The organism is Enterobacter cloacae complex sp. IR5458 (assembly GCF_049238025.1).
Lineage (GTDB): Bacteria > Pseudomonadota > Gammaproteobacteria > Enterobacterales > Enterobacteriaceae > Enterobacter > Enterobacter kobei.
The window spans coordinates 1-17781 of sequence record NZ_JBMKIF010000054.1 but is presented as its reverse complement, the minus strand read 5'-3'; the positions used below and the strand labels follow the sequence as shown (position 1 = coordinate 17781).

The following is a 17781-nucleotide window of genomic DNA, read 5'->3' as shown; positions in this document are numbered from 1 at the left end:
CACCTCTGACTGAGAGTTTACTCACTTAGCCGCGTGTCCACTATTGCTGGGTAAGATCAGCTGCGCGGTAAACCTGTTTCAGGTCACGGGTTACCGCTTTATAGTCTTTCCACGCCAAGAACCGCAGGCTGTTGCGTGCCATGTGTACTATGCACAACTGGATCTGCGTCTCCGGGTACAACGTGAGGATCGGTGTTTGATCGAGGCGCCTGTGGCACACGCAGGCTGAGGAGCCAGGCGCTGTCCATTGCCTGATCAGGCCGCCCCCCTGTGCCTTGCCTGAGCAGTTGACCTGCATCAATGGGGCGGGAGAACGCTGCACATTGACTCTTGAAGTTTTTCATAGCAGGTCTAGTATTACAAAGTATTGCAAGGATTTCCTTGGCCGGAACCGCAAAGCGACGCGATTGGAGAGGGTGAGATGAAAGCGCACCTACAGGTGATTTTCACGCTCGATGAATTGGCTGCGTACTTGAAAGTCGGCAAGCGGACGCTTTATCGGCTCGCCGCACACGGGGAAATTCCGGCTTTCAAGGTGGGCGGGACGTGGCGGCTTCGTCAAAGTGAAATCGATCAGTGCATCAATGATCAGACCCGAGCCGGAGCAAAGAAGGAGGTGATGCGCAAGCGTGAACAGCAGAAGTCATCCGAGCAGCCCGTGTCGCCTGGGCGCACTGCCCGTCGCAGCAGGCAAAGGGCTTGAGTAACTCGTTTTCCAATTTTTCTGGAGGTATGACATGGACATCGATTTCAAGAAGTTGGCTCCCTGGAACTGGTTCAAGAACGAGCAGCAAGAGCAGCAGACCGCCTCTTCCCTGCCGGTGCAGCGCAATGACCTGCCAGCGGCGAGCGGGCCAGTCAGCCCGCTCCTGCAACTGCATCGGGAAATCGACCGGCTGTTCGATGACGCATTCCGGGGCTTCGGTTTTCCGGCGTTGAACATGCCGCAGTGGCCATCCGATTGGTCGGGCATGCTGAAGCCGGCCCTGGACATCCAGGAAACCGACAAGCAGTACAAGATTGCCCTGGAAGTGCCCGGTGTCGAGGAGAAGGACATCCAGATCACCCTCGACAACGACGTGCTGATGGTGCGTGGCGAGAAGCGCCAGGAACAGGAGAAGAAGGAAGGTGGCTTCCACCGTGTGGAGCGCTCCTACGGCAGCTTTCAGCGTGCCTTGAACCTGCCTGACGACGCCAACCAGGATTCGATCAAGGCATCGTTCAAGAACGGGGTGCTCACGGTCACGATCGACAAGCGCGAGGTCAGCGCGCCGAAGCAGGGACGCTCGATCCCGATCAACGGCTGACGTCGCCGGCTCGTTCGTCACAAGAAAAACCCGTCCCGAGACGAGGTGTCGCGGCTCGCGATGCCTCGTCGCCTCAACCTTTTCAACCTTCTAAGGAGCATCAGCATGGCCAGAAAACAATGCCAGGTCTGCGGCCAACCCGCCACCGTGCGGGTGGAAGCCAATCTCAACGGTCGTCACAGCACCATGCTGTTGTGCGACGACCATTACCGGCAATTAGTGCGCCAGCAAAAGCGCACCGTTTCGCCGCTGGAAGCCTTGTTCGGTTCGCGCAGCGGCCTGTTCGAGGACTTCCTCGGCAGTGACTTCTTCCGCATCGGCGACGACGCGACGCCAGTTGCCGCCGATACCGATGACGTGGTCGATGCCTCGTTTGGCGAGCCCGCCGCCGCAGGTTCGGGTGTGCCGCGCCGTCGCGGCAGTGGGCTGGCCAGCCGCATCAGCGAACAGTCGGAAGCCTTGTTGCAGGAGGCCGCCAAACACGCTGCCGAATTTGGCCGCTCCGAGGTGGATACCGAACATCTGCTGCTGGCGCTCGCCGACAGCGACGTGGTCAAGACCATCCTGGGTCAGTTCAAGATCAAGGTCGATGACCTCAAGCGGCAGATCGAGTCTGAGGCCAAGCGCGGGGACAAGCCCTTCGAGGGCGAGATCGGCGTGTCGCCGCGCGTGAAGGATGCGCTCAGCCGCGCCTTCGTAGCCTCCAATGAACTCGGCCATTCTTATGTCGGTCCAGAGCATTTCCTGATCGGTCTGGCCGAGGAAGGCGAAGGGCTGGCCGCCAACCTGCTGCGCCGCTACGGCCTGACGCCGCAGGCGCTGCGCCAACAGGTCAGCAAGGTGGTCGGCAAGGGCGCCGAGGATGGCCGCGCTGAGACGCCGACCAACACGCCAGAACTCGACAAGTACTCGCGCGACCTGACCAAGATGGCGCGCGACGGCAAGCTCGACCCGGTGATCGGCCGCGCGCAGGAGATCGAAACCACCATCGAGGTGCTGGCCCGGCGCAAGAAGAACAACCCGGTGCTGATCGGCGAGCCGGGTGTGGGCAAGACCGCCATCGTCGAAGGGCTGGCGCAGCGCATGGTGGCGGGTGAAGTGCCCGAGACCTTGCGCGACAAGCGCCTGGTGGAACTCAACATCAACGCCATGGTGGCCGGCGCCAAATATCGCGGCGAGTTCGAGGAGCGCGTGCAGAAGGTGCTGAAGGAGGTGACCGAGCACCAGGGCGAGCTGATTTTGTTCATCGACGAGGTGCACACCATCGTCGGTGCCGGCCAGGGCGGTGGCGAAGGCGGGCTGGACGTGGCCAACGTGTTCAAACCGATGATGGCGCGCGGTGAACTCAACCTGATCGGCGCCACGACGCTGAACGAGTACCAGAAATACATCGAGAAGGATGCCGCACTGGAGCGGCGCTTCCAGCCGGTGACGGTGCCCGAGCCGACGGTGGCCCAGACCATCATGATTCTGCGCGGCCTGCGCGACACCTTCGAGGCGCACCACAAGGTCAGCATCTCCGAGGACGCGATCATCGCGGCGGCCGAGTTGTCCGACCGCTACATCACGGCGCGCTTCCTGCCGGACAAGGCGATCGACCTGCTCGACCAGGCGGCCGCGCGCGTGAAGCTGTCGGCCACGGCCCGGCCGGTGGCCGTGCAGGAGCTGGAGTCCGAACTGCACCAGCTGCGGCGTGAACAGGATTACGTGGCCGCGCGCAAGCAGTACGACCAGGCCGCCGAGCTCGGCAAGCGCATCGAAGCCAAGGAGGCCGAGCTCAAGAAGCTCGTCGAGAACTGGGAGCGGGAGCGGGCCTCCGGCAGTGCAGAGGTCAAGGCAGAACACGTGGCGCAGATCGTCTCGCGCCTGACCGGCATCCCGGTCAACGAGTTGACGGTGGAAGAGCGCGAAAAGCTGCTGCACTTGGAACAACGGCTGCACGAGCGCCTGGTGGGACAAGACGAGGCGGTCCGTGCCGTGGCCGATGCCGTGCGGCTGTCCCGCGCCGGCCTGCGCGAAGGCAGCAAACCGGTGGCTACCTTCCTGTTTCTGGGCCCGACCGGGGTGGGCAAGACCGAGCTCGCCAAGGCATTGGCCGAATCGATCTACGGCGATGAGCACGCCCTGTTGCGCATCGACATGTCGGAATATGGCGAACGCCATACCGTGGCGCGGCTGGTGGGCGCGCCTCCGGGCTATGTCGGTTACGACGAAGGCGGTCAGCTCACCGAGAAGGTGCGGCGCAAGCCCTACAGCGTGCTGCTGCTCGACGAGATCGAGAAGGCACACCCTGACGTCTACAACATCCTGCTGCAAGTGTTCGACGACGGTCGCCTCACCGACGGCAAGGGCCGGGTGGTGGATTTCACCAACACCATCATCATCGCCACGTCCAACCTGGGTTCGGACATCATCCAGCGACGGCTGAAGGCGCGTGGGGCGGCCGACGAGGAGTACGAAAAGACCAAGGCCGAGGTCATGGACGTGCTGCGCGGCCACTTCCGGCCCGAGTTCCTCAACCGCATCGACGAGATCATCGTCTTCCATGCGCTGGGCAAGGAGGAGATCCGCCACATCGTCGGCCTGCAGCTCGATCGCGTGGCGCGCAGCGCCGCCAGCCAGGGCGTGACGCTCACTTTCGATCAGACGCTGATCGACCATTTCGCGGAAGAAGGCTACAAACCCGAGTTCGGTGCGCGTGAACTCAAGCGCCTGATCCGCAGCGAGCTGGAAACTGCGCTGGCGCGCGAGATGCTCGGTGGCGGCATCGGCAAGGGCGATCACGCCAGCGCACGCTGGGACGACAAGGCCGAACGCGTGGTGTTCGAACGCAAAGAGCCACCGCAGACCCCGGCCGAGCCGGAGCAGCCGGATGCCGCGAAGGCGACCGAGACGCCGCACGGCGACGCTGGCAAAGGCTCGCGCAAGAAGAAGTCGGCGAGCGACGCATCTTGATGGCGGGCGAGGCTGCCGTGTCCGACCCCATCGGCCTGGCATGGGCAGCCTCCCTGGCCTCGATCGCGGTGGCGGTCGTGGCCGCGGGTCACGCGGTCGTCTACAAGCGTGATCCGCGGTCGGCCACGCCGTGGGGGCTGCTCATCAGCGGCGGCACTGCTCTCCCGCTCGCTGGCCATCCGTTTGCGTGACGGTGCGGCCCGTCTGTTCACCTGATCCTCTGGCAACTCGACTTTCGAGGAACAAGGCCCATGGAAAAAAAGAATCAATGGAATACCGGCTACTGGATCGTTGCCTTCCTGCTGTTGCTGAGTTTGCAGAGCTACTGGCAGACGGCGAAAACCGTCGAGCCGGTGCCCTACAGCGAGTTCGAGAAGGCGCTGGCCGAGGTGCGCGTGGCCGAAGTGCTGGTGTCGGATCGTACGGTGACCGGGCGCCTGAAGTCGCCGGACAGCCGGGGCAAGACGACGATCGTGGCAACGAGGGTCGAACCCGATCTTGCCGATCGCCTGTCGAAGTACGACGTGCCCTATGCCCGCGTGTTGGAGAGCACCTGGCTGCGCGATGTGCTGTCGTGGATCCTGCCAGCGGTAGCCTTCTTTGGCGTCTGGTTCTTCCTGTTCCGCCGCTTCGCCGAGAAACAGGGCATGGGCGGGTTTCTCAACATCGGTAAGAGCCGCGCCAAGGTGTTCGTGGAAAAGAACACCGGTGTGACGTTCGCCGATGTGGCGGGGGGGGATGAGGCCAAGGCGGAGCTGGTCGAGATCGTCGATTTCCTGAAGAATCCGCAGGACTATGGCCGTCTCGGGGCGCGCATTCCCAAGGGCGTGTTGCTGGTCGGCCCACCGGGCACCGGCAAGACATTGCTGGCCAAGGCTGTTGCCGGCGAGGCGGTGGTGCCCTTCTTCTCCATCTCCGGATCAGAGTTTGTCGAGATGTTCGTCGGCGTGGGTGCGGCCCGTGTGCGCGGCATCGGCGGCCACGACGAGCGCGAGCAGACCCTCAACCAGCTGCTCACGGAGATGGACGGCTTCGACAGCTCGGTCGGGCTGATCATCCTCGCCGCCACCAACCGCCCCGAAATCCTCGACCAGGCGCTGCTGCGTGCCGGCCGCTTCGACCGCCAGGAGCTGGTGGACCGGCCCGACAAGAAGGGGCGGCTGGACATCCTGAAGGTTCATGTCAAGAAGGTGACGCTGGCCCAGGATGTAGACCTCGAACAGGTAGCCGCACTGACCACGGGCTTTTCCGGCGCGGACCTCGCCAATCTGGTCAACGAGGCGGCGCTGGCGGCGAGGAGACGCCGTGCGTCCGCCGTGGAATTGCAGGACTTCACCGCGACCATCGAGCGCATCGTGGCGGGCCTGGAAAAGAAGAGCCGCGTGCTCAATCCCAAGGAGCGGGAAACCGTGGCCCATCACGAGATGGGCCATGCGCTGGTGCTGCCCGAAACCGACCCCGTACACAAGATCTCGATCATCCCGCGCGGCATCGGCGCGCTGGGCTACACCTTGCAGCCCCCCACCGAAGACCGCTTCCTGATGACGCGTACCGATCTCGAGCACAAGATCGCCGTACTGCTGGGCGGGCGTGCCGCCGAAAAGCTGGTGTTCGGCGAGTTGTCTACCGGGGCGGCGGACGATCTGGCGCGAGCCACCGACATCGCCCGCGACATGATCACCCGCTTTGGCATGGACGAGGGCCTGGGCTACATCGCCTTCGAGGCGCAGCGGCCCCGCTTTCTCGATACACCGGAACTGGCCCACGGCGGTTGCCGGGTGGCCGAATCGACCCAGGCGCGCATCGATCAGGCTATCCGCGACATCGTGATGGGCGTGTTCGAGCACGCCTACCGGATTCTCGACATCAACCGCGCGGTGCTGGAGCGCTGTGCGTGCGAGCTGCTGGCGCGGGAAACGCTCGACGAAAGCGATATCCGTCAATTGACTCAAGGACTTGTTCGGAACTGAAAACAGTAGTAGGTGCCATTCAGAGTAAACCGACGGCTCTGTTCAGTGCGTCATCCAATTCGTCGGCATTGTTCAAGGAGAACCGATATGTCTGCATTGACTCCGTGGGACCCCTTCCGGGAACTGGATGAATTGCAAAACCGCCTGGCGACGATGTTCGGACGAATACCCCAGCGACAGGGCGCCCGTACCGGCAACGAAGCCATGACCACGGCGGACTGGGCACCAATGGCGGACATCAGCGAGGATGAGAACGCATTCCTCCTCAAGCTGGATCTGCCGGAGGTCCCCAAGGATGCCGTGCGCGTCAGCGCGGAAAACGGTGTGCTCACCATCAGCGGCGAGCGCAAACTGGAAAAAGAGGAGCAGGGCAAGAAGTTCCACCGCATCGAACGTGCGTATGGCCGCTTTGTGCGCAGCTTTGTCTTGCCTGACAACGTTGATCCGACCAAGGTGACGGCTTCCATGAAAGACGGCGTACTGGAAGTGCGGCTTGTCAAGGCCGAGCAAGCCAAACCGAAACAGATTGAAATCTCAGTCAACTAACTTCAATCAGGAGCCCAAGATCATGAATATCAAACAGCCACAATACACCTTCTCCGCACTTGCCCTGGCGGTCGTCGTCGGACTGAGCGGACCGGCTCTGGCCCAATCGGCGGCAGGTTCTAGCCCAGGTGCTGCAGCACCCTCTGCCGCATCCAAGGCGGCACAGCCACAAGTAGATGACAAGGCCGCCCGGGAAGCCGATAAAAAGCGTGCCGAGCTCACTCAAGACGCCATCACGGCGCTCACCAAGACCCAGGAGGCTTTGACCCTCCTTGATGCAAAGAAGACCAAGGAGGCGCTTGCTGCGCTGGAACTGGCCAGCGGAAAGCTGGAACTGGTATTGGCACGTGACGCCAAACTTGCTTTGGCGCCGGTCGATGTACGCGTCATCACCCACGATATCCACGCCAACGTGGAATCGGTAAAGAAAGCGGTCAAGTTGTCTCGGGAGTTGTTGGGTGATGGCGAGGTGCAAAAGGCCCGGCCCATCGTTGCCAATCTGGCCAGCGAAATCGTAATCCAAACCGACAACCTTCCGATGGCAACGTACCCGGCAGCGATCAAGTCGGCCGCACGGCTCATCGACAGCGGCAAGATCGACAACGCCAAAGCGGAACTCGCCCGAGCACTGAACACGCTGGTGGTGACCTCGGTCGCCTTTCCTCTGCCCGTGCTACGGGCCGAAGCCGCGATGGCAAAAGCTGAAAAGCTGGCCGAGACCGACAGGCGCGATGCCAAGCAGAACGAGGAGCTCAGCACCTTGCTGTCGTCCGTGCGCACGGAGATCGAGATGGCGCAGATCCTGGGTTATGGCAAGAAGGCGGACTTCAAACCCATTTTCGATCAGGTGAAGTCCATTGAGCAAAAGTCGGCTGGTGGCAAAAGCGGCAAGGGATGGTTCGACGAGTTGAAGACGCGCATCCAAAAGCTGTTTTGAGGTGATGAAGGGGCTGACTGCTCTGTCGGTCAGTCTCGCGATGTTCGCATTCAGCCCCAACAGATTCGCCTATTTTCACTATCTCATACGAGGCATATCACCATGAATGAGCAAACACCGAATCCCAATGCGACGAACGAAGGAATAAACGAACAAGCCGCGGTAAGCAGCCTTCCTGTCAGTCCAGAGTCCAAGCCTGAAGTCGTCACGGAGGTACAGCCTGAGGTTCAGAAAGAAACGGACTCGCAGGCGGCAGACAAACGTAAACAAGTCCTCGATGAGGCAGTCTCGGCCTTGTCGCTGACCAAATCAGCGCTGGCCGCACTTGACGGCAAGGACACTGCACGCGCATTGGCAACGCTGGCCGAAGTGACGGGAAAGCTGGAGCTGATCGTCGCGCGCGAACCCACGCTCGCCCTGGCCGGCGTTGATGTGCGCACCATCGTGCACGACTTGTTCGCCAACACGGAAACCATTGAGGCGATGACCGACGAGGCGCTGGATGCCCTCAAACATGGCGAGGTGCAACAGGCTCGCCACGTGCTGGCTTTGCTGGCCAGTGAAATCGTGATCACGGTCACCAACATCCCTCTGGCGTCCTATCCCGCAGCCGTGAAGGCAGTCGTGCCGCTGATCGATCAGGGCAAGATCGAAGAAGCCAAAGCCGCGCTGCAGTCAGCGCTCAGCACGCTGGTCGAGGAGCGCAGCGTGCTTCCGCTGCCCGTCCTGCGTGCGAAGCTGCTCCTGAAGCGCGCCGAGCCTCTGGTAGAAGATGGTCAGCGCAGCGAAGCATCCAATGAGCGCCTGGAGACATTGTTGAACGAAGCCCGGCAGCAGTTGGAAATGGCAGAACTGCTGGGCTATGGAAAAAGGAAGGACTTTGAGCCCCTGTACGCTGAACTCAAGAAAATCAAGGAAAAGACGGGAGGGGGAGGCGGCGGAAAAGGCTGGCTCGATGAAATCAAGGCAAAGCTGTCCAAGTTGTTCTGAAACCGCTGGATAGGGCGTAAGAGGGGCGCGTCGCGCCCCTCTCTTGGCTCAGGAGTGTTTGCTTTTTCACCCCATTAGATCTTTAGGAGATATAGCATGAATACAGACACCATCACCGATTCCAGTGCGGATGACCCCACCAAAGCACTGTGTTCGCTTAGCCAAAATTGGTGGCTTTTTGTGCTGCGCGGTGTCTTGGCATTGATTTTTGCAGCCCTCGCGTTCTGGATGCCACAATCGGCTCTGTTGGCCATGACCATCATGTTCGGCGCATTTTCCTTGGTCAATGGCGCGTTCAACTTGTTTGCAGCGGTGCGCCATATCCAGAAAAAAGAGCGCTGGGGCTGGTTGTTGTTCAGCGGCATTGTCGGCATACTTACGGGCGTCGTCGTCCTGGTTGCTCCTTGGGTCGCCACGATAGTCTTGGCTTCTTTTTTATGGGCTAGCGTGGGCTTCTGGGCGATTTTCACCGGTGTGCTGGAGATATCCGCCGCCGTTCGGCTGCGTCGGGAAATCAAGGGTGAAATCTGGCTTGCCCTCAGTGGACTGCTCTCGATTATCCTTGGTGCTATCGTCTTGTGGATATTTTTTACCCGTCCGGTCGAGTCATTCGTGGCCGCAGGCTGGCTGTTGGGTTTCCATGCGGCAGTCTATGGCGTCACGCTTTTGTTCTTGAGTTGGCGTCTTCGCAAAACGCGCCTGGGGTAAGAGCGTGCCAAACCAAAATCTATGGATATGAGCATCCTCGATTCATGCCTCCATAGAAATGACATCGAAGGAGTCATACATGCAGATACAATATAGCTATCGAGCTATCGACAAAGAGTTTCATGAACCTTGGCAGAGAGCTTTGGGAAATGTGATCGAGCACGCCCTCAAGCCATTGCTCGACAAACACACTAAAGATTCAGCGCGACTTCAAATCGTCCTTGATCGCGACAAGATCAAGCGGCAATTTCTGGCCAGTGGCTATATGCACCTGCCCGGCAAAAAGATTGTCAGTGTTACTGCATCACATGACGAGCTGACGCCCCTCGCGCAGATGCTCGCAAAGTCGTTGTTCCGTCAGGCCAAGAAGCATTTTGACCGACTGCATGCTCAGGATCAAATCAAGCGCAAAGCACGACGCGAGCGCTTGCGCGAGCTCAAGGTGCGGATTGCCGCAAAACCCGCATCAGCCGCCCATGAGGCCGAGGTGATCCGAATGCCTCTACTGTCGAAACTTGAGGCTGTCGCAAGGCGTGAGCTGGCTTATCTGCGGGCCGTCGGCGATTTACCGCGCGATTATCCGACGCTGCGCGACGTGGTGGATGAAGCGATTGTCCGAGCTAAGGTGGAATGGCAATCCGTGCCGGGGGAAAAAGAGGCTTACACCGGTCTTTTGAAGCATCTGTTCGCCGTCCTGGATAACGAAGTGGCAAGCAGCCGGCAATTTGGCGAATTCGTTTCTCTGGACGCGCCGGTCGAACCGGATGCCCAAGACGTGGCCGAGGCCATGGTGGAAGAGGAAATCTTCGAATTTTATCAGCACGATGACACACTCAAGCTGGCCGATATTTTCGCTGGCAGTCAGCATCCCGATGTCGCAACGATCGCGGAACAGGAGGAGCTGATTGATCGGACGAGCGAGTTCGCTTTTGCATTTGACCTGCTGAAGGACATGCCGCGTTTGTGGCGGCGCATTTTTCTGCTTATCCGTGTGGACGGGCTGAATGCCAGCTGCGTCTCTGAAATCCTGCTGATTCCTAGTAAGGAAGATGCTGTCCGAAGGTGGCTCATGCAGGCCGAAGCATTCATCGCTGCTCATCTGGAAGAGGCCGGAGTAAGCAAAAACGGGAACGATTGGCTCCAAGGCGTTGATTGGTTGGCATTGTCTGTGACCCGAAGCGAGGCAGCCTCACTGTGGTCCAAGGAGGCGAACCATGAAGAATGATCTTCACCTCGTCTGCCCGCACTGCCAGTCCATCAACCGCGTACCGACTGCGAAGCTATCGGAACATCCCAACTGTGGCCGCTGCCAGCAGCCCTTGTTCACGGGCGAGCCCATCGAGTTGACCACGGCGACGTTCTCGCGCCACGTGGAGCGCAGCGATCTGCCGCTGCTGGTCGATTTCTGGGCGCCATGGTGCGGGCCGTGCAAGATGATGGCGCCACAGTTCCAGCAAGCGGCGCACCAGCTCGAACCGAGGATCCGGCTGGCGAAGGTGAATACCGAGGCTGAGCCCCACCTGGCCACGCAGTTCGGTATCCGCAGCATCCCGACGCTCGCCCTGTTCCAGGGTGGGCGGGAGATCGCCCGTCAGGCCGGCGTGATGGGCGCGCAGGACATCGTGCGCTGGACGTCGACGCAAGTGGGACGCTGACCGATGCAGGGCTTGCTCGGCACTACACTAATCCTGCTGGCGGCTTGCAGCCTGGCGGCGATGGCGACGGCGGCGTTCAGAGTGCCCGCCTTGCTGGGGTATCTCTCTGTCGGCGTTGTACTGGGCCCCTCAGTCATCGGCGTGATCGCGCCGGGGGAGACGCTGAGCTTTCTGTCCGAGCTGGGCGTGGCGCTGCTGTTGTTCATGGTCGGACTGGAATTCTCCCTCGGAGACTTCTGGCTCGCCCGCAGGACGGTGCTGATGGCGGGCGCTCTGCAGATGATCGCCGTGGCCCCGCCGCTGATCCTGCTATTGATGTGGCTGGGGCAGCCCGGCCAGAGCGCCGCGCTGCTCGGCACTGCGGCGGCCATGTCGTCCACGGCGCTGGTCAGCCGACAACTGGCCGACCAAGGTGAGCTCACCACCCGCCATGGACGCAGTGCCATCGCCGTGCTGGTCTTTCAGGACCTGGCCAGCGTGCCCCTGCTGGCCTTGCTGGCGATCTGGGCGCGCGGCGAGTCGCCGAAGATCGAGCATGTGCTGCTCGAAGTATTCGGTGTGCTGCTGCTGTTCGCGGCAGCGGCCCTCGCCTCGCGCCGTCTGTTGCATGGCCTGCTGGGCTGGGTGGCACGGCGGGGCCACGAGGAATCGTTCGTGCTCGTCTCCTTGTGCGTGGTGGTGGCTGCCGCCGCCGCTGCGCACGCGGTCGGCGTATCCGCCGCCCTGGGGGCCTTCCTCGCCGGGATGGTGCTGGGCGAGAGCGACTTCCGGCACCACATGGAAAGCCACCTCAGGCCGTTTCGCGATGTGTTGTCGGGCGTGTTCTTCGTGACCATCGGCCTGCAACTGGACGCAGCACAGATTCTTTCGGCACCGCTGGCGGTGCTGGCGTGGCTGGTGGTGCTGGTACCGGTCAAGATCCTGCTCAATACGCTGGCCTTGCGGGCGACGCGCCTGTCCGCCCTCGATGCCTGGCGCACGGGCATAGCGTTGGGGCACGGCGGCGAGTTCGCCCTGCTGTTGTTGGGCACGGTCTTGCAGCAGCATCTGATCCCCGCGACCGTCGTCCAACCCATGCTGGTCGCGCTGGTGCTCAGCATGGCCCTGGCACCGCTACTGATCCGCCATCACGATGTACTTGCCCGGTTCTTGAGCCGCACCGGCGGCGTCATTCAGCCACCCCAGGCTGAAGAAGTCGAGATCGCCGCGCAGACGACGCGATATCGAGACCATGTCATCATTTGCGGCGCGGGCGAGCTTGGCCTGACAGTCAGCGAGATTCTTCGCCACGCCGGCGTGGCGCATCTGCTGCTGGAGGCGGACGCGCAGAAGGTCGAGGCCGCGCGTGCCGCCGGCGCGCCGGTGTTCCATGCCGATGCCAGTCGGCCCGATACCTTGCTGGCTGCCGGCTTGACGCATGCGCACTTGGTGGTGCTGACGTTCGCCCATGCCCAGCAAGCGTTGCGCATCGCCCAGGCGATTGCCGAGCACCGTCCGGCGCTGACCTTGTGGGTGTCATGCAGAAGTACGACCGCGGCCGATGCATTTCGCGCCATGCCCAACGTGCGCGTGTATCAGCAATCCTTTGCCGCAGCTATTGGGCTGGCGGAACAGGTGATGTCGACGCTTGGCATGTCGACCGAGCTGATTGAAGGACACATCAGCGCAATGCGCCGCCGTCTCGACAGCAACCGTTTTCCAGGGAGTTCATCGTCATGAAATCAACACGCCTTAACCCATTTCAGGTCTTACGTGACCAATTGGCCATCATGAGTTTTTACGAGCGCTTCGAGCAGGTTGTCGCGCTCGTGCTGTCGGCGGTGATCGCCGTCATCATCGTGGTGTCGCTGTTCCAGCTCATCGCCATCGTCTTCACGCTGCTGGTTCTCGATGCCTTCAATCCCCTGGACCACAAGGTATTCCAGAGCGTGTTCGGCATGATCATGACGCTCTTGATCGCGATGGAGTTCAAGCATTCCATCGTGCGCGTGGCGCTGCGTCGGGACAGCATCATCCAGGTCAAGACGGTGGTCCTGATCGCGCTGATCGCACTCTCCCGCAAGTTCGTGATCCTCGACTCCGACGCGAGCCCCGCAAAGATAGCCGCGCTGGCAAGCGCCACGCTGGCTCTGGGTGCGACCTACTGGCTGCTGCGCAAGCGCGGCGACCGCGCCGCCGAGACCTCTGAGCATGACCCGTCATCATCCCAGTGATCCGCGCACGGCGCTCTTGCAACACCGCTGGCTCAACCGCCTGCAGACCGGGCTGTTGGTCCTGACCATGGTAGGGATCGCAGCCGCAGCAGGGAGACTGCCGTTTGGGGAAGGCTGCCTGTGGCTCGCGCTGTTTGCCGTTGCAGGTGCGTTGCTGCTGGAACCGGTAGCCGCGTCGGCGCTGAGCTTGCGCCTGTACCGCGTACGGGCCTTGCACCCGCAAGAAGCCCACGAGATGTGGGCCCTGTTGCGCGAGCTGCCCGCCCGTGCCGGTTTGCCCGCCACGCCGGTGCCGCACTATGTGCCCAGTGCCGTCGTCAACGCCTTCGCCACCGGGATCGAAGCAGGAGGCATCGATCGCCCTCACCGATGGCCTGCTGCGCAGCCTGAGCCCACGCGAGCTGGCGGGTGTGCTCGTGCACGAGGTCGCGCACATCGCTAATGAGGATCTGCGTGTCATGGGGCTGGCGGATTCCAACAGTCGCCTCACGAGCCTACTGGCCCTTATGGGACAGATCGCGATCCTGCTCAGCCTGCCCGCGCAGCTGGTTGGCGCGGCGGAGGTCTATTGGCCTGGTCTATTGTTATTGGCCGCATCGCCCCAGCTGGCCCTGCTCGCACAGCTCGGCTTGTCTCGCGTGCGTGAGTTCGACGCTGACCGCCTTGCGGCGGAACTGACTGGCGACCCGCAGGGGCTGGCGTCCGCGCTGGCGAAAATCGCGCGGGTCAGCCGCTCCTGGCGTGCCTGGCTATGGCCGGGATGGGGCAATCCCGAGCCCTCCTGCTTGTGCACGCGTCCGGCAACGCAAGAGCGCATCGCACGCCTGCTGACGTTGGCGCCTGGGCCAGCATCAGCGTTGCCACTCCGCGCGCCCCATTTTTTGCCGGAATCCGCTTTGGCGACGCGCCCACCGCGCTGGCGCCCGAGCGGGCTGTGGCGCTGATTGCCCATCAACAGGAGACGTCTCATGGCCTATCTCGACCCGTACCAACGCCCTGCGCCGGACCGCTTCGTCCGGCGCGGGCTCTTCATCACCGCCTGCATTGCCGCGCTCATGCTGCTGTGGCAGTTTCTGCCCGCCATCGAGGCATGGTTCAGTCCGCGCGAGGCAGCAGAACGCACCGTGATGGCGCGTGGCGATCTGGCGGCGGACGAGAAAACCACCATCGAACTGTTCGAAAAATCGCGCGCCTCGGTGGTCTACATCACCACCGCGCAATTAGTACGCGATGTCTGGACGCGCAACGTGTTCTCCGTGCCGCGCGGCACTGGCTCGGGCTTCATCTGGGACGACGCCGGCCACGTCGTTACCAACTTCCACGTCATCCAGGGCGCGTCCGAAGCCACCGTCAAACTGGCCGACGGCCGCGACTACCAGGCCGCGCTGGTGGGGACGAGCCCCGCGCACGACATCGCCGTGCTCAAGATCGGCGTCGGTTTCAAGCGCCCGCCGGCCGTGCCGGTCGGCACCAGTGCCGACCTCAAGGTGGGTCAGAAGGTGTTCGCTATCGGCAACCCCTTCGGCCTGGACTGGACGCTCACCACTGGTATCGTCTCCGCGCTCGACCGCTCGTTGCCGGGAGAAGCGGGCGGCCCGGCCATCGATCACCTGATCCAGACCGACGCCGCCATCAACCCCGGCAATTCCGGTGGCCCGCTGCTCGATTCGGCTGGGCGGCTGATCGGAATCAATACCGCCATCTACAGTCCGTCTGGCGCCTCGGCCGGCATAGGCTTTGCGGTGCCGGTCGATACCGTTATGCGCGTGGTGCCGCAACTCATAAAGACCGGCAAGTACATCCGTCCGGCGCTGGGCATCGAGGTGGATGAGCAGATCAACGCGCGTCTGCAGGCGCTGACCGGCAGTAAGGGCGTATTCGTATTGCGCGTGACGCCGGGCTCGGCGGCGCACAGGGCCGGGCTCGTCGGCGTCGAGGTCACCGCAGGCGGCATCGTGCCCGGCGATCGCGTTATCAGCATCGACGGTATCGCCGTCGACGACGTCACCACATTACAGGCCCGGCTAGACGACAAGAACGTTGGAGATGTTGTGGTCTTGTTAGTGGAGCGGGCCGGCAAGACTCGCGAGATGCTTGTGGAACTACAACCGGGAGTTTGATGGAAAGTGGGTCATGGATCTGCACAGCGAAGCAGCCAAGCGACTTCAGCCTTGCGCCGAACTACGAGCCCTAGCTAGGGATGGTCTGAAGTAGCCCTGTATTTCCGGCTGACTTCAGCCACTGCTGATTTTGAAAGCGGTGAACCGATCAAAAACGATCGGATCACCCGCTCATTTCGGTGCTTTCAGCCGTCGCGAGCACCTTGCGACGGCCATTTTCCGCATTACAGGCGCACCTCTCCTGCGCTTGCCAGCAAATGTCGGCGGGCCATCCATAGGTTCGACAGGGCAAACAGCGTCACCAGTTGTGCAGTGTTCCTCACCAGCCCTCGGAAACGTACCTTGGTGTAGCCGAACTGCCGCTTGATCACGCGAAACGGGGGCTCTACCTTCGCTCGCACTTGCGCCTTGGCCTTCTCGATCTTGCGCTTGGCTTTGTACAGGGCTCTGCGTTTATCGAGCATCTTGTAGGTGCTGCGGCGTGCTGCGACCTGCCAGATCACTTCTCGGTCGGCATGCTCGGAGCGCTTTTCGACGCCGGTGTAGCCGGCATCGGCGCAGACGACGTTCTCGTCGCCGTGCAGCAGCTTGTCGACCTGGGTGACATCCGCCACGGTGGCTGCCGTGCCCACCACGCTGTGTACCAGCCCCGATTCATCATCAACGCCGATGTGCGCCTTCATGCCAAAGTAATACTGGTTCCCCTTCTTGGTCTGGTGCATTTCCGGGTCGCGCTTGCCGTCCTGGTTCTTGGTTGAACTGGGCGCGTGGATCAGCGTGGCATCGACGATAGTGCCCAGGCGCAGCGACAGACCGCGATCCCCCAGGTAGCCATTGATCACGCAGAGGATGCCGGCTGCCAGCTCATGTTTCTCCAGCAGACGACGGAAGTTGAGGATGGTGGTTTCGTCAGGAATACGCTCCATGCTCAGCCCGGCTAACTGACGTAGGATGGTCGTCTCGTACAGCGCTTCTTCCATGGCCGGATCGCTGTAGCCGAACCAGTTCTGCATCAGATGGATACGCAGCATCGCCATCAAGGGATACGCCGGGCGACCACCTTCGCCTTTCGGATAATGCGGTTCGATCAGGGCAATCAGCCCTTTCCACGGCACCACCTGACCCATCTCGATCAGGAACAGTTCCTTGCGGGTCTGCTTGCCCTTGCCGGCATACTCGGCGTCGGCGAAGGTCATCTGCTTCATGGAAGAACTCGGGTGGCGGGATCAGCGTATTTTGAATCGCCACGGATAATTTAGACACTTCCGAGCCGTTGATAATACTGGTTTTCATATTCTGTCGGTGACATCTGATCGCTGGAACCATGCCGACGCTTACTGTTATAAAACATTTCGATGTAATCAAAAATATCGCTGCGGGCTTCTTCCCGCGTTCCGTAGATCTTTTTCTTTATCCGTTCGCGTTTCAACAACTGGAAAAAGCTTTCTGCAACCACATTATCATGGCAATTACCGCGACGGCTCATGCTGCCCTCCAGGCCGTGTGATTTCAGGAACGACTGCCACTCATGGCTTGTGTACTGACTGCCCTGATCCGAATGAACCAGCACCTGTTTTTGGGGGTTACGCCGCCATACAGCCATCAGCAGTGCGTTCAGGACAATGTCTTTTGTCATCCGGGATTGCATGGACCAGCCGATAATTTTGCGTGAGAACAGATCAACAACCACGGCAAGATACAGCCAGCCTTCGTGGGTCCTGATGTAGGTTATGTCCGTTACCCAACGTTCATCCGGAGCATCCGGATTGAACTGTCGCTGGAGCCTGTTGGGCGACACGATACTGGCCTCGCCTTTACGTGCCCGCGGGCTCCGGTATCCGACCTGAGCCTTTATCCCGACACGTTTCATCAGTCGCCAGACTCTGTTCACTCCGCACTGTTGCCCGCTGTCCCGCAGATCCAGATGGATTTTGCGATAACCATAGACGCATCCCGATTCCAGCCAGAACTGTTTAATCTGTCCTGTCAGTCTCAGGTCTGCCTGATGGCGTTGTGAATGCGGCTGCTGAAGCCAGGCGTAAAAACCACTGGGATGAACATCCAGCACCCGACAGAGCAGGCGAACAGGCCAGCAACAGGTGTTGTCACGGATAAAGGCGTACCTCAGTCGGACAGCTTTGCGAAGTACGCCGCTGTAGATTCAATCTGTCAATGCAACACCCCTTTCAATTATCTCTTTCGGTGTTTTGAACTTCAGTGTCTTTCTCGGTCTGTTGTTTAGCTGAGCAGCAACCAGATCTAGTTCATGTTGAGTATATTGGGCAAGACATGTCTTTTTAGGAAAGTACTGCCGAATTAGCCTGACCTGCCCCCACGATTAGATACAACACTCAGTTAGTAACGTCGGAATCTTCATTCT

Annotated in this window: 15 protein-coding genes and 4 pseudogenes; 15 read left to right on the top strand and 4 right to left on the bottom strand. The window is 61.1% G+C overall.

The window, feature by feature from the left end; genetic code table 11:
• Window positions 1–61: 61 nt before the first annotated feature.
• Window positions 62–184 (bottom strand): annotated as a pseudogene (locus tag ACOTYN_RS24230) (transposase); the annotation flags it as partial.
• Between the two features lie 237 nt (window positions 185–421).
• Between ACOTYN_RS24230 and ACOTYN_RS24225 the strand changes: the two are divergent.
• The 15 genes and pseudogenes from ACOTYN_RS24225 (at window position 422) to ACOTYN_RS24155 (ending at window position 15401) form a co-directional block, all read left to right on the top strand.
• Entirely contained in the window at window positions 422–703 is a 282-nt protein-coding gene (locus ACOTYN_RS24225) for a helix-turn-helix domain-containing protein (RefSeq protein ID WP_000643630.1), read from the top strand.
• A 34-nt stretch (window positions 704–737) separates the two neighbouring features.
• Window positions 738–1307, top strand: a complete 570-nt coding sequence (gene hsp20, locus ACOTYN_RS24220; protein ID WP_000350438.1) for a small heat shock protein sHSP20 — start codon at window positions 738–740, stop codon at window positions 1305–1307.
• Between the two features lie 105 nt (window positions 1308–1412).
• On the top strand, window positions 1413–4262 hold the full coding sequence (gene clpK, locus ACOTYN_RS24215; protein WP_032230765.1) for a heat shock survival AAA family ATPase ClpK: 2850 nt from the start codon (window positions 1413–1415) through the stop codon (window positions 4260–4262).
• Window positions 4262–4453 carry a hypothetical protein gene (locus ACOTYN_RS24210; protein ID WP_001446316.1) on the top strand — a complete coding sequence of 64 codons (192 nt, stop codon included), beginning with the start codon at window positions 4262–4264 and terminating at the stop codon, window positions 4451–4453. Before clpK ends, ACOTYN_RS24210 begins: the two co-directional genes overlap by 1 nt.
• A 60-nt stretch (window positions 4454–4513) precedes the next feature.
• On the top strand, window positions 4514–6232 hold the full coding sequence (locus ACOTYN_RS24205) for an ATP-dependent metallopeptidase FtsH/Yme1/Tma family protein (protein ID WP_073464170.1): 1719 nt from the start codon (window positions 4514–4516) through the stop codon (window positions 6230–6232).
• 87 nt (window positions 6233–6319) lie between these two features.
• On the top strand, window positions 6320–6778 hold the full coding sequence (gene hsp20-GI, locus ACOTYN_RS24200) for a small heat shock protein sHSP20-GI (RefSeq protein WP_001275372.1): 459 nt from the start codon (window positions 6320–6322) through the stop codon (window positions 6776–6778).
• Window positions 6779–6800: 22 nt separating this feature from the next.
• Window positions 6801–7715 carry a heat resistance protein YfdX1 gene (yfdX1, locus tag ACOTYN_RS24195; protein WP_001022485.1) on the top strand — a complete coding sequence of 305 codons (915 nt, stop codon included), beginning with the start codon at window positions 6801–6803 and terminating at the stop codon, window positions 7713–7715.
• A 102-nt stretch (window positions 7716–7817) separates the two neighbouring features.
• Window positions 7818–8705 (top strand): heat resistance protein YfdX2, encoded by an 888-nt coding sequence (gene yfdX2, locus ACOTYN_RS24190; RefSeq protein ID WP_001567935.1) that lies wholly within the window; start codon window positions 7818–7820, stop codon window positions 8703–8705.
• 96 nt (window positions 8706–8801) lie between these two features.
• On the top strand, window positions 8802–9413 hold the full coding sequence (gene hdeD-GI / locus ACOTYN_RS24185) for a heat resistance membrane protein HdeD-GI (protein WP_001090783.1): 612 nt from the start codon (window positions 8802–8804) through the stop codon (window positions 9411–9413).
• Between the two features lie 79 nt (window positions 9414–9492).
• Complete coding sequence (locus ACOTYN_RS24180; RefSeq protein ID WP_001723515.1) at window positions 9493–10638, top strand: hypothetical protein; 1146 nt, start codon at window positions 9493–9495, stop codon at window positions 10636–10638.
• Entirely contained in the window at window positions 10628–11068 is a 441-nt protein-coding gene (gene trx-GI, locus ACOTYN_RS24175; RefSeq protein WP_000786816.1) for a heat resistance system thioredoxin Trx-GI, read from the top strand. The genes ACOTYN_RS24180 and trx-GI overlap by 11 nt, the downstream gene beginning before the upstream one ends.
• A 3-nt stretch (window positions 11069–11071) precedes the next feature.
• Window positions 11072–12787, top strand: a complete 1716-nt coding sequence (gene kefB-GI / locus ACOTYN_RS24170; RefSeq protein WP_001567932.1) for a heat resistance system K+/H+ antiporter KefB-GI — start codon at window positions 11072–11074, stop codon at window positions 12785–12787.
• The gene (gene psiE-GI, locus ACOTYN_RS24165; protein ID WP_000843381.1) at window positions 12784–13281 is read left to right on the top strand and encodes a heat resistance protein PsiE-GI; all 498 of its coding nucleotides are present in this window, start codon (window positions 12784–12786) and stop codon (window positions 13279–13281) included. Before kefB-GI ends, psiE-GI begins: the two co-directional genes overlap by 4 nt.
• Window positions 13259–14225 (top strand): annotated as a pseudogene (locus ACOTYN_RS24160) (zinc metalloprotease HtpX). The gene psiE-GI and the pseudogene ACOTYN_RS24160 overlap by 23 nt, the downstream one beginning before the upstream one ends.
• A 24-nt stretch (window positions 14226–14249) precedes the next feature.
• Entirely contained in the window at window positions 14250–15401 is a 1152-nt protein-coding gene (locus ACOTYN_RS24155) for a S1C family serine protease (RefSeq protein WP_000323729.1), read from the top strand.
• A gap of 224 nt (window positions 15402–15625) precedes the next feature.
• On the opposite strand, the gene ACOTYN_RS24150 is transcribed toward ACOTYN_RS24155, so the two are convergent.
• The 3 genes and pseudogenes from ACOTYN_RS24150 to ACOTYN_RS24140 all read right to left on the bottom strand — a co-directional run.
• Window positions 15626–16606 carry an IS5 family transposase gene (locus tag ACOTYN_RS24150; protein WP_001567929.1) on the bottom strand — a complete coding sequence of 327 codons (981 nt, stop codon included), beginning with the start codon at window positions 16604–16606 and terminating at the stop codon, window positions 15626–15628.
• 50 nt (window positions 16607–16656) lie between these two features.
• Window positions 16657–17550, bottom strand: a pseudogene (locus ACOTYN_RS24145) (IS3 family transposase); the annotation flags it as partial.
• 12 nt (window positions 17551–17562) lie between these two features.
• Window positions 17563–17721: pseudogene (locus ACOTYN_RS24140) on the bottom strand (IS30 family transposase); the annotation flags it as partial.
• Between the last annotated feature and the right edge of the window lie 60 nt (window positions 17722–17781).